This window comes from Bacillus sp. BF2-3, from assembly GCF_008368795.1.
GTDB lineage: Bacteria > Bacillota > Bacilli > Bacillales > Bacillaceae_G > Bacillus_A > Bacillus_A cereus.
Map to the genome: position 1 here is coordinate 244,684 of NZ_QOSA01000010.1, position 14,853 is coordinate 259,536.

Genomic DNA, 14,853 nt, shown 5'->3' on the forward strand with positions numbered 1-14,853 from the left:
AGTGGGGAATTTTGTTCACCCCAATGATTATTAGCCTTTACCAATCCGACGTTTACGGGCAGTGGATCTCCCGTCTAACTTCTTTTCTTTAACTGAATTTTTAGGCGAGAGTCTTACTGCCTGGAAAATAGCGGGATAAATGAACCAACGATAAAATACAGAATATTCATTCTAAATAACTAAAAAAAGCAGTAGACAAATATTGTCCACTGCATCCATATCATAACTAGCATAAAGAAAACTACAATTGAGGGGGGTGTAGGATTTTCAAATATACTAGATACTTATCCCGTTCTAACGGGCGGTAAACTTTCCAATTGTTTCAAGTGAAAAGTTTACCGCACATAAGAACTTCCTTCGTTCATTAAGATAGTATTGCTAAATAATCATATACACGCTTAGATTTCTCTCCACCCATTCGTGCATGTTGAAGAAGAGAAATACCATGAGGGCCAGATGCACGCAATGCTTCTGGTTGAGCTACTAAAATAGCTTGTACAACTTCTAATTCACCAAGCATAGCTGCTGCAAAAATATCCATCCGAGCACCCTTTTCTAGTAAATAAAGAGCAATATCTTTACGACCTACATGTGCCGATGCGCCTAACGCACTTTCCCAATCTGATCCACCCCAATTATAAGAGGCGTGAAGTAAGCTTGGTGATTCAACCAATAGCTCTTGTACTTTCTCTAAATCCCCGTGAGCTGCCATAACAAATTCTCTTACTAATTCAGTGGTAATACGCTCTTCTGTTTGCATCGCTCTTCTCCCCTTTTAGAAATTCGTTTCGGTGTAAAAAAAGGCTTGTCACTTCCCTGAAAAATATCTACATCTATGCCAAATACATGTTGAAACATTTCATGGCATAGTACTTCTTCTGGTATACCATCATACTGAATCTTTCCTCGCTTTAATACAAGTAAACGATCACTATATTGAGCAGCTTGGTTAATGTCATGTAAAACCATTATAATTGTCATTCCAAACTCCTCATTTAATCGTTTCACAAGTTCCATTACTTCCAACTGGTGAACGATATCTAAAAAGGTTGTTGGTTCATCCAATAATAAGACATTTGTACGTTGCGCTAGCGTCATCGCAATCCAAGCACGTTGCCGTTCCCCTCCTGATAAAGAATGTAAAAGACGATATTCATACCCTTCAAGATTTGTAACAGACAATGCCCAATCAACAATTTCTTCATCTTCTTTATTTAAGCGGCTACTCCATGATTTATGTGGACCTCTTCCGAACTCAATTAGTTCTTTCACTGTTAAGTCTAATTGATGATCATGCATTTGTGGTAACATTGCTAATTGCTTCGCTACATCAGCACTCTTCATCATATGAATATTTTTCCCATCTAAAATGATGTCCCCTTCGCTTTGTTTCAGTAGCCTTGCTATTAAACGAAGCAAAGTAGATTTTCCCGATCCATTCGGACCAATTAAACTAACGATTTCTCCAACCTTAATATGTACATTCATATTTTGCATTTGAAATCTTTCAGAGTGTGCGTAAAACACTTTGTTAACGGAAATCACTTTGTTTTCCTCCTCTATGAATTAAATATAAGAAGAACGGACCACCTAAGAAGGACAGTAAAATACCAACAGGCAATTCGATTGGGTCAAACCAACTTCGAGCTATTGCATCCGCAAAAACAAGTAATACCCCGCCGCCAAGGCATGATAAAGGTAGCAAATATCTATAATCATTTCCAACTAATAAACGTAGCATATGTGGTACGACAAGACCGACAAATCCAATAAGACCAGACACACTTACTGCAATTCCAGCTAATAATGTACTTACTACGATTAAATAAAACCGACTTTTTTCCACATTATGTCCTAATAACTTTGCCATTTCATCTCCAAGCATTAACACTCGAATATGCTTAATACCAAAGAAAGCTAATATAATGGCGACTATTGCATAATAAATAATCATGTTTAAATGTGCCCAACTTACACCACCAATACCGCCCGCTAACCACGGTAACACCGATTGTACTTTGTCACTATGTAATAACATTAATGCTGACGTTGCTGCACCAATTAATGCATTGATCGACACCCCTACTAAGACGATCCTTGAAGGTGGTGCCCCTTTTTGCCATGATAAAGCATAAATAACCATCGCTGTTATGAAAGCTCCTAAAAACGCCCCTAGTGGTAAAAAAGCTAGATGCTGTGGGAATAAAATCATGATGACAATTGCTACAAAGCCTGCTCCAGATGAAACTCCGATAATACCAGGATCTGCAAGAGGGTTTCTCATAACCCCTTGTAGCAGTGTACCAGATGCAGCTAAACATGTTCCTACTATAAACCCAATAAGCACTCTCGGTATGCGAAGATCCCATACAATTCGATGAACTGTCGAACCTTCCTCTTGTATACCTGTTAAAATATCTCGTATAGAAAAGGATAAACTTCCTGCGAAAAGACCGTACAAGAGACCTAGGATTGTTAATATAACTAAAGTAACTGCTATTATCCATCTTTTTTTCGCAAAAGGATGTTCCTTTTCTCTTACTACTTCACTACTTTCCATACGTATCATTTCCTTACATCTTGTATACTTTTATACATAAAGTCCATTGCTTCTGTAACTTTTGTACCAGGATTAGATCCAAATAAATCAGGTGGCAAAATAACTACGCGGTTTTGTTTTACTGCCTCTAAATTTTTCCACGCTTCATTTTTCATCATTTCACCTTCGAATGCTTTTTTCACACTTTTTGGATCTCCGTGTGTAATTAAATAAATCACATCTGGATTCGCCTCAATAATACGTTCTACACTTAGCTGTGCATATTGCGGATATTCTTTCGTTTCTGGAAAATCAGAAGCAATATTTTTTCCGCCTGTTTTTTCTAAAATATCACCTGATAAAGATGTTGGTAATGCCGCTAAATAAGTACCTGGTGCGCCATACACTAGCAATGCTTTCACATCGCTCTTTTTCTCATATTTCTTCATTTGATCATTCATTTTTTGATTAATTTCTTTTGCTTTATCTTCTTTCTTCATTACCGTTCCATATAATTCAATATTCTTTTGAATATCTTGTACAGAATTCGCAGAAGAAATGATAACTTGCGTTCCTTGTCCTTCAACCGTTGGCACATTCTTTTGGAATCCATTGTTAGCAACAAGTACATCGGGCTTTAAACTAGCAATTTGCTCAAAATTCGGTTGATGTGCATTCCCAATTACTTGTGCTTTCTTTAACTCCTCTGGAAGAGTTAATTTCGTATCCGGGCGACCTACTATTTTTCCACCTAAAGCATGAATAATATCCATGTCCCCCATACTTAATGTTGCAAAACTTTCTGGCACTTTATCGAATGTTACCTTTCTTCCTGATAGGTCGGTAATTTCGATTTTCTCTTTTCCTTTTTCTGTTTTGGTTGCAGACGCTTTTTCGTCCCCTTTGGCACTGCAACCTATTAACAAGAAAAAAATAGATAAAATCGCTGTAAATAGCGTAATAGATTTTTTCATTCCTTCACCTCTAATTGATAATGATAATCATTAACTACTATTCTACTTTAATTGATAAGGATTATCATTGTCAACACGAAACGCATACATTTTTCTACAAAAAACAAAAAGCGTGACAAAAAGATTTTTTCTTTTCGCCGCGCTCTAGTTAACAATATTATTCACATTCATTTTCCTCTAGCTGGTCACGCATCACTTTCACACGCTGAAAGAAAAAGAACGATAAACTTAAAAATATAACGATGCTCCCCATCATAACAAAAAATTGGATTGTCTCTTTTGCTCCATTCGGAATCAACAAGCCAACCATTAACAATGTACTTACAGCGAGAAGAATTTGTCCGAACCGAGTATAGTCTTCTATTTTTCCTTTTAATTCTTTCATTATATTCTCACTCCTCCATTTCACTGTATCATATTCTATGAAACTGAAAGACCAGTAAATACAGGCATTCTGGGAGATGTTTTCCAATAAAAAAAGAGCCGCTTTACTGCGGCTCTTTTTTAATCATTATTCACCTTTATATGCTTCCATATAAATTTCTTTCAGTTCTGAAATAAGCGGCAACTTTGGATTAGCAGTTGTACATTGATCTTCAAAAGCTCTTTCTGCTAATACTCCAACAACCTCTTCAAATTGCTCTTTATCTACTCCTTGTCCTGCAATACTCATATTAATATTTAAGCTTTTTCCAAGCTCAATAATTGCTTTGACGAGTGATTCCACCCCTTCTGCTGCCGAGCTTGCTGGAAGCCCGAGCATTCTCGCTATATGTGCATATCTTTCATCTGCCACAAAGTGCTCATATTTTGGGAACAATGCGTGTTTTCTTGGCTTAATAGCATTATAGCGGACTACATGCGGCATTAGAATGGCATTTGCGCGTCCGTGCGGAATATGGAATTCTGGTCCAATTTTATGTGCTAAGCTGTGATTAATACCGAGGAAAGCATTTGCAAATGCCATACCTGCAATTGCAGAAGCGTTATGCATTTTTTCTCTTGCTTCTTCATCATTTCCATCTTTATATGCTCTCGGTAAATATTTGAATACGAGATCAATAGCTTTTAATGCTAATCCATCTGTATAGTCATTTGCCATAACAGACACATACGCCTCAATTGTATGTGTTAAAACATCCATACCAGTATCTGCTGTTACATGTGGTGGAACTGTCATTACAAATTGCGGATCAACAATTGCTACATCTGGTGTTAATTCATAATCTGCAAGCGGATACTTTATATTATTTTTCTTATCTGTAATAACCGCAAATGGTGTCACTTCTGATCCCGTTCCTGATGTCGTTGGAATCGCAACAAACTGCGCCTTATTTCCTAATTCCGGATATTTACATGTACGTTTTCTTATATCTAAAAACTTCTGTTTAATGCCATAGAATGTCGTTTCTGGATGCTCATAGAATAACCACATTCCTTTTGCTGCATCCATAGCTGAACCACCACCAAGTGCGATAATTACATCTGGCTTAAAGCTTCTCATCATTTCCGCACCTTTAAAAACAGTTTCATCTGATGGATCTGGTTCGACCTCAAAGAAAACTTCAACTTTCACATCATTTGCATGCTTGTTTAAATAGTGCGCGACTGTATCGACATAGCCATGTTCAACCATTCCAGGGTCCGTTACAATAAATGCACGTGAAATGTTAGGCATATTTGCTAAATAAGCTGTAGCATGTTTTTCAAAATAAATTTTTGGTGGCAATTTGAACCACTGCATATTCTTTTTTCTATTTGCCAGCCTTTTTATATTTAATAAATGAGTGGCTGTTACATTTTGGGAAACTGAATTCTTTCCGTATGAACCACAACCAAGTGTAAGTGATGGAATAAATCCATTATATATATCCCCTATTCCACCTTGTGATGAAGGTGCATTTACAATGAGACGGCAAGCTTTCATACGTAACCCAAATTGCTTTTGCACATCTTTATTTGTAGAATGGATAACTGCTGAATGTCCTAAACCACCTAGGTTCAACATTTCTTCGCAATATGTAAATCCTTCTTCTAATGAATTCGCCTTCACACAAGCTAATACTGGACTCAGTTTCTCACGAGATAACGGATATGCTGCTCCGATACCTTGAATTTCAGCTACAAGCATTTTTGTATGTTCAGGAACAGTAATCCCAACTAAATCGGCAATATACTGTGCTGATTTCCCTACAATATCACTATTTACTGCACATGTATTTTCATTTATAACAAGCTTTTCTAATTTTTTTCTTTCTTCTTCTGTTACAAAGTAACAATTGTTTTCAATCATTTCTGTTTTAACATCATCATAGATTTCTTTATCGACAATGATTGCTTGTTCCGATGCACAAATCATACCGTTATCAAATGTTTTCGATAAAATTAAATCATTAACAGCTCGTTTTACATGTGCTGATTTTTCTATATAACACGGTACATTACCAGGCCCAACACCTAACGCTGGTTTTCCAGTAGAGTAAGCTGATTTCACCATACCAGCGCCTCCAGTTGCTAGAACGAGTGCTACACCATCATGGTTCATTAATTGTTTCGTCGCTTCAACAGACGGTCTTTCAATCCATTGAATACAGTGTTTTGGTGCACCAGCTTTCATCGCTGCATCATATACTGTTTTCGCCGCTGCCACAGAACATTTTTGTGCGGAAGGATGAAATGCGAAAATAATTGGATTTCTTGTTTTTATCGCAATTAACGCTTTAAACATTGTTGTCGACGTTGGATTCGTTACTGGCGTTACCCCAGCTACTACACCGACAGGTTCCGCGATTTCTATTATTTCTTCATGAGAATCTTCGTGAATAATTCCTACCGTTTTATCTTGCTTTATACTATGCCAAATATATTCAGTGGCAAAAACATTTTTAATGCATTTGTCTTCATATACACCACGGCCAGTTTCTTCAACTGCCAATTTTGCTAGCGGCATATGTTGATCAACACCTGCTAATGCCATTTCATGAACAATGTTGTCAATTTCCTCTTGTGTAAAACTTTCTAATGCTTGTAAAGCTTGTTGACCATTATTTACTAGCGTATCAATTATCTTTTTTACTTCCTGCATTTCATTTACAACTTTCTCTTTGACTACCATGTAAATTTCCTCCTATTCTACTATCACGGTCCTTATATGTCCCTATAGGTCAAAATAAGTCCCAATTAACATAAAAAAATAGAGATGCTTTCCTACATGAATTTCATTGTTTGTGAAATGTTTCACAAGTTTGTTCGTGAGTAACATTTCCTGAATTCAATATACATGAAATCATTTCGTTTGTGTATGTCTATTTTGTGAAATATTTCACAAAATGATGTAATAAAAAAACGCACTGCTCTATATTAGCAGTGCGTTTTTTTATTATGCTAGCGCTTGTGCTAAATCTTCAATTAAATCTTCACCATCTTCAATACCGACAGAAATACGAATTAATGTATCTGTAATTCCTAATTCTTTGCGGCGATCAGCTGGGATTGATGCATGTGTCATTTGAGATGGAATAGAAATTAAACTTTCTACTGCTCCTAAACTTTCAGCAAGTGTAAAGTACTGCAATTTCTCAAGTACTTTATTTAATGTCTCTTCACTATCTACATCAAATGAGATAATAGCACCAAATCCATTTGCTTGTTCTGTTGCTAATTCGTGGTTTTGATGTGATTCAAGACCTGGGTAATATACTTTATTTACTTTTGGATGATTATTTAAGAACTCAGCAATAGCGCGTGAATTCGTTTCATGTTCTTCCATACGAATTCCTAATGTTTTTAAACCACGAAGTAGTAAGAAGCTATCTTGCGGCCCAAGAATACCTCCTGTTGAGTTTTGTACAAAGTGAAGATCTTCTGCTAGTTGTGGGCTATTTACAACTACTAGACCTGCAACTACGTCACTATGACCTCCTAAATATTTCGTTGCACTATGAAGCACAATATCTGCTCCTAAAGAAATCGGCGACTGCCAATATGGCGTCATGAATGTGTTATCAATAATTGTTAATAAGTCTTTCTCTTTAGCAAGAGTAGATATTTTCTTAATATCAGTAATTTTTAGTAGTGGGTTCGTTGGTGTTTCCACATAAATTGCTTTCGTATTTGGACGAATCGCTTCTTTAACTTCCTCTAAGTTTGTTGTATCTACAAATGTATGCTCAATACCGAAACGGTTTAATACTTTTGTAATAACGCGGTATGTTCCGCCATAAACATCATCTGTTAAAATAACGTGGTCACCTTTTGAGAACAACATAATTGTCGCTGTAATAGCAGCCATTCCTGAACCAAATGCAAATCCAGCATGCCCATTTTCTAATACAGCAATCATTTCTTCTAAAGCTGCACGTGTTGGGTTACCTGTACGTGAATATTCATATCCTTGATGCTTACCAACTGCTTCTTGTTTGTACGTACTTGTTTGATAAATCGGTACGTTTACAGATCCAGTTGAAGGTTCTCCTATGCGAATACCATGAATTAACTTTGTCTTTGCTCTCATTTTTTATTCCCATCCTTTGTATATGTCTTTACTTAAATAGCGCTCACTGCTATCAGGAAAAATGGTTACAATATTTGTACCTGGTGCTGCCTTCTCTGCCTCAAGTAAGCTCGCATGAAATGCTGCTCCTGAAGAGCTCCCAACGAGAAGTCCTTCTTTTTGCGCTAATTCTTTCACTCGTAAAAATGCATTTCGATCAGAAATCGTATGAATTTCATCAAAATAAGATGTCTTCAAAAATGGCGGGATAAATTCCAGTCCAATTCCTTCGGTCTCATGTGAACCAGCCTTACCACCATTTAAAATAGATCCTTCTGGCTCTACGATAACTGTTTTAATATCTATATTTTTTTCTTTCAAATAAGATGCAGTCCCCATAAATGTACCGCCAGTTCCTGCTCCAGCAACAAATATGTTAATCTCTCCATTCAATGCGTCCCACAGTTCAGGTCCTAATGTTTTAAAATATGCACGAGGATTTGCCTCATTTGCGAACTGACTTGGAGAGTATGAATTCGGTATTTCATTTACTAACTCTTTTGCTTTGGCAATTGCACCGGTCATTCCTTGCTCAGTCGGTGTATGCACGACAGTTGCACCTAGTGCTTTCATTAATTCTTGTTTTTCAATACTAAATTTCTCTGGTACACAAACAATAACACGTAAATCATGTTCTAATGCTGCAAGTGCCAGTCCAATACCAGTATTCCCAGCAGTCGGTTCAATAATTGTTCCACCCTGGGTAACAAGCCCTTTTTCTAGCGCATCTTCGATTAATTCTCTTCCTAAACGATCCTTAACGCTTCCGCCTGGATTATAAAATTCAAGCTTTGCAAATAAACGGACCCCTGTTGGAAGTGAAAAACGAGTAATTTCTACAATTGGTGTATGACCAATTAACTCATGAACTCCACGATATACATTCATCGTGTTCTCCCCCTTGTTTGCCAATAAAGAAAAGGCAACTGTATGTATTTTCTTTATATGAGACAGTTGCCTTTTTGTTACATTACTTTAACTCTTCTAACACTTTTACGATAAAGTTTGTAGAATGAAGAGCTGCTTGATCTAAAAACTGATCAAATGAAACATTTGATTCTTTACCAGCAATATCAGAAAGTGCGCGAATGATAACAAACGGAATTTCATATTGGTGGCATACTTGTGCAACAGCTGCTGCTTCCATTTCTACCGCATAAAGATTTTCAAATTTATCACGGATGGCTGCAACGCGGTTCGGATCACTCATAAATGAATCACCTGTTGCAATCATACCTTTTACAACTTGAATATTTTCTTCAGCCTGCATACATTTCTCAGCTAATGCAACTAACGCCTCATCAGCTTTAAATCCAGGCGGCATTCCTGGTACTTGACCATATTCATAGTTAAATGCTGTTACATCTACGTCATGGTGACGAACTTCAGTGGAAATAACTACATCACCAACGTTTAGAGAATGATGGAATCCACCAGCTGAACCAGTATTAATTACTTTTTCAGGCTTATATTTTTCTAATAAAATTGTCGTTGACATCGCTGCGTTTACTTTACCAATACCAGACTTTAACAAGATTACTTCATGCCCTGCTAATAGCCCTTTCGTAAATTCACAACCAGCAACCGTTTCTGTTTCTGCTTGTTCTAATTTGTCACGTAAAATACGTACTTCTTCTTCCATTGCTCCAATTACAGCAATTCTCAATCTAATCCCTCTTTCTATTGCTTAGTTGCCTCCATTACCCAAACGAAATGATTTAATCTCGTGAATGTTACATGGAAGCCATTGTTTTCAAAAATAGTCTGCATAACTGGAATACGTGTATAGTATTCCGTTTGCAAATCGTTTGCTAACTGGTGGAAACCTCTTTCTTGTGCTGTTTCAACAGTTTTATCATATGCATCTTGATCTGCAAATATCGTATCAGCAAACACTATTTTACCACCTTTGTTTAGCAATTGACTATACTTCGCAATCGCTACATTTTTTTCATCATCTGTTAAATGATGAAATGCATAGGTGCTTACAATGGTATCAATTGAATTTGGAACTTCAAACGAAAGAAAATCACCCTCTGTAATTGAAAATTCTTTTGGCAATTTCTCTTTTGCAATCATGCGCATTTCACGCGACGGTTCTATACCGTAAACTGTGCGGCCAGCAAGTAATAATTTATTTGTTAAATTACCTGTACCGACACCAAATTCTAATACATTACCAAATGACTTGTTAACTACATCCTCTAGAATGTCCTCATAATGGGCGAAAACTTCTTTATATTGTATATCTTCGCCTTGTACAAATGAGTCGTACGTATGAGCCCACTCATCAAATAAACCATTAAATTCTGTACCCATAAAAATTCCCCTTTTTCTTATCGGTTTTATCAGTATGATATTCCCTCTTTCTAAAAATGTCAATTGAAATGTACATGGTATTTCCTTCTTTTCTTTGTTACACTATAGTTGATTACATAGGAGAGGGGCCGTCTTCATGTCATTTACCTTTGAAATGTTAGAAGATAAAGTAGAGTTTTTTGAAGCGGGAGACTTAGCTTCTTTAGAACGAAAAATTAGTGAACAAATCGATAATAATAAAGCGCTTATGCTTGAAGTTCATCACATCTCTCATCAAATGGTTATGGATCCTGAAAGCAAAAGACCGTATTATAGCGCGGTTGTTCATTTTAAATTAAAGAAATTGCGTTAACAAAAAAGAGAAGCTCCTAAGGAGCTTCTCTTTTTTAGTTTAGAGTTTGAACAAGTACTGGTTTCCAGCCCTCATTGTCTACCCAATCAATATTTACGTAATATCTTTTCCCACTTTGCTTATCTTGAACATCACCATAAGCTTTGCTCTTTCCAGTTTTGTCTCTTCCAACAAAATGGAATACTAATTGCTCTTTCGGTATCTCAACACCTGCAGCAATTGCACTTTGCATCTCATTCCAATCTGATGACCCTTGTTTAAACGTCATCGCCGGTGATGAACCTTGTTCTGTTCCTACAGCTTTCCAAGAAGGTTTTGTGTAAGCCTCTTTTGCCTTAGATACAGTTTTTTCAGCTGATACTTTCTCGTTAGCTTTCGCTTCTTCTTCAGCTTTTTTCTGTTCTTCTTCAGCCTTTAGCTTCTCTTCTTCAGCTTTTTTCTTAGCTTCTGCTTGCTCTTGTTCTTTTTCTTTTTTCTTAGCAGATTCTTTATCTTCTGATTTTCCAGCTTTCTCATTCTTTGTTGTTTGTTGAGAGACTTTCTTATCAGTAGAAGATGCTTGCTCTTTCGTACTAGGAACGAACAATTGATATGCTACAATAGCTACTAATAGTAATACAATAGCGATTGCAATATTTAAAACACCGTTTTGACGACGTTTTTGTTGTTTCTGTTGGAATCTTGATCCTCCTGCCATTCTCCAAACCTCCATGCAGTTTTTCCTAATTGCTATTGTAACATTAAATCTAGAAAGGTTGAACATTTACAATGATATTTTCATGAAATGAAGACATTTCACTATAAATTGCAAGATTACTTTTCATTCTCCAATTGATAGATTGCTCCCACCATATCTTTAAAAATAGGTGTAACTTTATTCACTTTGCTATCAGTCTCTAGATCAACAACAACTAAAGCATATCTTGGATTCTCATACGGAAAATAACCTGCAAACCAGCGATTCACCCTCGTCCCTTTCCCCGTTTGCGCTGTCCCGGATTTTCCAGCGACACTTAGTGGCAACGAACGGAATGCCGTTCCTGTTCCTTTCTCCCTTGTTACAACGCCTCTTAATAACTCTTGTAATGTTTTCACTGTTTCATACGAAAGCTGTTTTCCATTTAACGTATGGCTCTCAAATGTAAAAAAATCCGCTCCATTTTTATATACTATTTTTTCAACAGCTTTCACTTCCATCTTTTCTCCATTCCTCGCAATCGTCGCCATCATATTGGCAATTGCTAGAGGTGATATACGTACATCTTTCTGTCCAATCGCTGTTTGTTCTACCGCTTTTTTATTACTTTTATTTTCTTCATTCCCCCAAATAGTAGTGCCTTTCTCTTCTGACATTTGCTCAAAATGAGGTGTATGAAATACAGAACCTTTCCATCCAACCTTTTCATTTGCTCCTAGAGCTGCTACGTATGTTTCTAACACCGTCCTATCCTTTTGTAATAGCTCGTTACCTAACTCGGAAAATGTCCTGTTACAGCTCCTAGCAAAGCTCTCTTTAAAGTTAAGCGTACCCATCCTAACTTGCGGGTCGTTTTCACCATATAAATCTTTATTACAGTTAAATGTCCGATTAAACAAATTTACTTTTTGATCAATGACTGCAGCTGCAACTACTGTTTTAAAAACCGAGCCTGGAAAATGTGGCGTTAACATTTGATTTTCAAGTGTAGTTTTATATAAATTCTCATCCCTTACTTGTAAAGACGGCTTACTAACCATCGCTAATATTTCATTTGTCTTTACATCAAGTAATACTAATCCCCCCTTCTTTATTTCGTTTGCTTCAATCACTTCTTCTGCTTTTTGCTGCAACTCTTTATGTAAAGTAGTTTGAATCCTAACTGGATAAAATGGATTTCCTGGTGAAGTGTATTTCGCTTGCTTTCCGAAAATTGGTTCTCCTTGCCGATCTACTTGATATAATACTTTTGCCTCTCCATCAGTCAATAGAAATTCATCAAATGATTGCTGTAATCCTGAAATACCTATCGGCGTTTGTTTTGAAATTTTTTTCAATTCTCCATATCGCTTTTGAAATTCCCTTTCGTTCTCCCCTACATCACCAATTAAATGACTTATCTCTCCAGTTTGTTTTAATCGCACTTCAGCTGCTACAATACCTAATACATGTAATTCATTTACCTTCTCCATCTGCTCTCGTGTCACTCGAAATGGAGCAGTTTCTCCTTGTAGGGTAAATGCATTTTTGTTATTTTTCATTTGTCTTCTAATCTCTTGTCTCGACACACCAATGATATGCGCGATTTTCTCTAACATGTCATTTTTTATTTGTAAAAATGGAAAAATAATTAAAACAGGATATTTTTCCTCACCTATTTCTTTACCATTACGATCTATAAACTGCCCACGTCCATCGTCTACTGTAATGGATTGTGTGCGTTGCGTAACACTTTTTTCAATTAAATTTATTTTGCGATCAGTAAATGATTCTGTATCTATAATTTGAATTTGGATTAAACGACAAAGCAATAAAAACATAACGCTCATAAAACAAATTAAAACAATTGTAATTCTCCGTTTTATTTTCATAAAAAACACCTCGTCTATTGTAGTTTAGACGAGGTACTATTTTATTTATACAAGCTCCAAAACAAAAATAGATATTATATAAAGCTATTATTGTTTTTTTGGCTTCTCTAAAAATTTCGTAAGAAGCGATTTAAATTCAGTTTCATTCACTCCAGTGTTTTTAGCAACTTCAATTACAGTAGTTGTTACATTAGCCGCTACTTTTAAATAGTCCTTACTGAAATTATCCATTTCATTTCTTTTTTCTTTTGCATTCTCAACTGTTACAGAATCAATACAAGTAATCATCTTATCTACAATATGTAAATAATTATTTTGTGCATCTATTATTTTTTGAACGTCATCTTTATTACTTACTTTCGATTGTTTTAAATATGTATATGCTTGATTCACTTCATCTTTTAAAATTTTATCATTATTTTTCGCCTGTTCTTGTAACATATTCTTCATATCATCTATTGTTTTTTGATCCATCGAATCTCGCAATAAATAATCTGGATTCCCAATCGCATAATCGTACTTAATCGTTACATCTTGAAATATTTTCATCACAATAGCTAATTGATACGCTACATCAAAATCATTGAATTCCTTTTTATCTTGTGGATTTGCTAAGGCTTTTGAACTCTCAGTTGCTTTAATATCCTGTTTTTCTTCTTGCTTCACTTTTTCTCCCTTTGATGATGTAGTTTCCTCTTTCGTTCCGCAGGCAGCAAGTCCTAATATAGAGATACTACAAACCAATCCTGTAAAGATTTTATGTTTCATAATTAGCCCCTTTTCCCTTTTGAAACCTATATTCTCCAATTATGATATCAAAGTTTAAAATGTTTTTTTGACATTTTTTGTCGAATCACTCCCAGGTTTACACAATTTTTTCTATTCTACAGATAAAGTGAAACTTTAATTAGCCCTCACCAAGCGGGCGTTTACGAGCAGTCCGACGCCCACCTAACTTCTTTACTTCCGCTGAAGTTTGAGATAGTGGTCTTACTGCCTGGCAAATAGCGGGATAAAAAAAAGATTCTCCCGATAGGAGAATCTTTTTTTTATTTTACAGAGACAATCTCTACTTGCATTTCTCCGCCTGGTGTTTGGATTGTTACTTTCTCACCAATTTGCTTACCTAATAAGCTTTTTGCGATTGGAGAATCGTTAGAAATTCTTCCTTCAAATGGGTCAGCTTCCGCGCTACCTACGATTGTGTACGCTTCTTCATCTCCATTTGGTAATTCTTTAAATGTTACTGTTTTACCTAATGTAACAACAGTAGATACTTCGCCATTATCTTTAATGATAACTGCGTTACGAATCATATTTTCTAATTGTGTAATACGTCCTTCTACGAACGCTTGCTCATCTTTCGCTGCATCGTACTCAGAGTTCTCAGAAAGGTCCCCGAAGCTACGTGCGATTTTAATACGTTCTACTACTTCTTTACGTCTTACTGTTTTTAATTGCTCAAGTTCGTTCTCTAGTTTTTGCTTACCCTCTTGCGTCATAGGGTATGTTTTTTCTGTTGACATATTTTCCACTCCTTTTATATACC

The 14,853-nt window shown here is 36.2% G+C and carries 15 protein-coding genes; 1 reads left to right on the forward strand and 14 read right to left on the reverse strand.

Annotated elements, in window-relative coordinates; all coding sequences use genetic code 11:
- Positions 1-364 precede the first annotated feature (364 nt).
- The 10 genes from DN401_RS10390 to DN401_RS10440 form a co-directional block, all read right to left on the reverse strand.
- A complete protein-coding gene (locus DN401_RS10390) occupies positions 365-760 on the reverse strand; it encodes an ankyrin repeat domain-containing protein (protein WP_001192766.1) in 396 nt (131 codons plus the stop codon).
- The gene (locus DN401_RS10395) at positions 727-1,545 is read right to left on the reverse strand and encodes an ABC transporter ATP-binding protein (protein WP_000626552.1); all 819 of its coding nucleotides are present in this window, start codon (positions 1,543-1,545) and stop codon (positions 727-729) included. The genes DN401_RS10390 and DN401_RS10395 overlap by 34 nt, the downstream gene beginning before the upstream one ends.
- Positions 1,532-2,560 (reverse strand): FecCD family ABC transporter permease, encoded by a 1,029-nt coding sequence (locus tag DN401_RS10400; protein ID WP_002204710.1) that lies wholly within the window; start codon positions 2,558-2,560, stop codon positions 1,532-1,534. Before DN401_RS10400 ends, DN401_RS10395 begins: the two co-directional genes overlap by 14 nt.
- A gap of 5 nt (positions 2,561-2,565) precedes the next feature.
- Entirely contained in the window at positions 2,566-3,513 is a 948-nt protein-coding gene (locus DN401_RS10405) for an ABC transporter substrate-binding protein (protein WP_000748457.1), read from the reverse strand.
- Between the two features lie 157 nt (positions 3,514-3,670).
- Positions 3,671-3,898 carry a YrhC family protein gene (locus DN401_RS10415; RefSeq protein WP_000661263.1) on the reverse strand — a complete coding sequence of 76 codons (228 nt, stop codon included), beginning with the start codon at positions 3,896-3,898 and terminating at the stop codon, positions 3,671-3,673.
- A gap of 126 nt (positions 3,899-4,024) precedes the next feature.
- Complete coding sequence (gene adhE, locus DN401_RS10420) at positions 4,025-6,628, reverse strand: bifunctional acetaldehyde-CoA/alcohol dehydrogenase (protein ID WP_149287669.1); 2,604 nt, start codon at positions 6,626-6,628, stop codon at positions 4,025-4,027.
- A 264-nt stretch (positions 6,629-6,892) separates the two neighbouring features.
- Complete coding sequence (locus DN401_RS10425) at positions 6,893-8,026, reverse strand: bifunctional cystathionine gamma-lyase/homocysteine desulfhydrase (protein ID WP_001201917.1); 1,134 nt, start codon at positions 8,024-8,026, stop codon at positions 6,893-6,895.
- Between the two features lie 3 nt (positions 8,027-8,029).
- The gene (locus DN401_RS10430) at positions 8,030-8,953 is read right to left on the reverse strand and encodes an O-acetylserine dependent cystathionine beta-synthase (RefSeq protein WP_001103883.1); all 924 of its coding nucleotides are present in this window, start codon (positions 8,951-8,953) and stop codon (positions 8,030-8,032) included.
- Between the two features lie 82 nt (positions 8,954-9,035).
- The gene (gene mtnN, locus DN401_RS10435; protein ID WP_001217024.1) at positions 9,036-9,731 is read right to left on the reverse strand and encodes a 5'-methylthioadenosine/S-adenosylhomocysteine nucleosidase; all 696 of its coding nucleotides are present in this window, start codon (positions 9,729-9,731) and stop codon (positions 9,036-9,038) included.
- Between the two features lie 14 nt (positions 9,732-9,745).
- The gene (locus DN401_RS10440; RefSeq protein WP_000536321.1) at positions 9,746-10,384 is read right to left on the reverse strand and encodes a class I SAM-dependent DNA methyltransferase; all 639 of its coding nucleotides are present in this window, start codon (positions 10,382-10,384) and stop codon (positions 9,746-9,748) included.
- Between the two features lie 136 nt (positions 10,385-10,520).
- Here DN401_RS10440 and DN401_RS10445 point away from each other — a divergent pair, with 136 nt between their 5' ends.
- Positions 10,521-10,736, forward strand: a complete 216-nt coding sequence (locus DN401_RS10445; RefSeq protein WP_000010984.1) for a YrzA family protein — start codon at positions 10,521-10,523, stop codon at positions 10,734-10,736.
- A gap of 34 nt (positions 10,737-10,770) precedes the next feature.
- Here the strand turns inward: DN401_RS10445 and DN401_RS10450 are convergent, their stop codons facing one another.
- The 4 genes from DN401_RS10450 to greA form a co-directional block, all read right to left on the reverse strand.
- Complete coding sequence (locus tag DN401_RS10450) at positions 10,771-11,433, reverse strand: YrrS family protein (protein WP_000897098.1); 663 nt, start codon at positions 11,431-11,433, stop codon at positions 10,771-10,773.
- Positions 11,434-11,549: 116 nt separating this feature from the next.
- The gene (locus tag DN401_RS10455; protein ID WP_000695149.1) at positions 11,550-13,304 is read right to left on the reverse strand and encodes a peptidoglycan D,D-transpeptidase FtsI family protein; all 1,755 of its coding nucleotides are present in this window, start codon (positions 13,302-13,304) and stop codon (positions 11,550-11,552) included.
- A gap of 87 nt (positions 13,305-13,391) precedes the next feature.
- Positions 13,392-14,072, reverse strand: coding sequence for a hypothetical protein (locus DN401_RS10460; RefSeq protein ID WP_000680871.1), 681 nt, complete (start codon positions 14,070-14,072; stop codon positions 13,392-13,394).
- A gap of 281 nt (positions 14,073-14,353) precedes the next feature.
- Positions 14,354-14,830, reverse strand: a complete 477-nt coding sequence (gene greA, locus DN401_RS10465) for a transcription elongation factor GreA (RefSeq protein WP_014894880.1) — start codon at positions 14,828-14,830, stop codon at positions 14,354-14,356.
- Positions 14,831-14,853: the final 23 nt, after the last annotated feature.

Bases quoted from the DNA above. Each gene is read 5' to 3' on its own strand.
- DN401_RS10390 (WP_001192766.1), bottom strand. From the start codon at position 760: ATGCAAACAGAAGAGCGTATTACCACTGAATTAGTAAGAGAATTTGTT.
- DN401_RS10400 (WP_002204710.1), bottom strand. From the start codon at position 2,560: ATGGAAAGTAGTGAAGTAGTAAGAGAAAAGGAACATCCTTTTGCGAAA.
- DN401_RS10405 (WP_000748457.1), bottom strand. From the start codon at position 3,513: ATGAAAAAATCTATTACGCTATTTACAGCGATTTTATCTATTTTTTTC.
- DN401_RS10415 (WP_000661263.1), bottom strand. From the start codon at position 3,898: ATGAAAGAATTAAAAGGAAAAATAGAAGACTATACTCGGTTCGGACAA.
- adhE (WP_149287669.1), bottom strand. From the start codon at position 6,628: ATGGTAGTCAAAGAGAAAGTTGTAAATGAAATGCAGGAAGTAAAAAAG.
- DN401_RS10425 (WP_001201917.1), bottom strand. From the start codon at position 8,026: ATGAGAGCAAAGACAAAGTTAATTCATGGTATTCGCATAGGAGAACCT.
- DN401_RS10430 (WP_001103883.1), bottom strand. From the start codon at position 8,953: ATGAATGTATATCGTGGAGTTCATGAGTTAATTGGTCATACACCAATT.
- DN401_RS10440 (WP_000536321.1), bottom strand. From the start codon at position 10,384: ATGGGTACAGAATTTAATGGTTTATTTGATGAGTGGGCTCATACGTAC.
- DN401_RS10445 (WP_000010984.1), top strand. From the start codon at position 10,521: ATGTCATTTACCTTTGAAATGTTAGAAGATAAAGTAGAGTTTTTTGAA.
- DN401_RS10450 (WP_000897098.1), bottom strand. From the start codon at position 11,433: ATGGCAGGAGGATCAAGATTCCAACAGAAACAACAAAAACGTCGTCAA.
- DN401_RS10455 (WP_000695149.1), bottom strand. From the start codon at position 13,304: ATGAAAATAAAACGGAGAATTACAATTGTTTTAATTTGTTTTATGAGC.
- DN401_RS10460 (WP_000680871.1), bottom strand. From the start codon at position 14,072: ATGAAACATAAAATCTTTACAGGATTGGTTTGTAGTATCTCTATATTA.
- greA (WP_014894880.1), bottom strand. From the start codon at position 14,830: ATGTCAACAGAAAAAACATACCCTATGACGCAAGAGGGTAAGCAAAAA.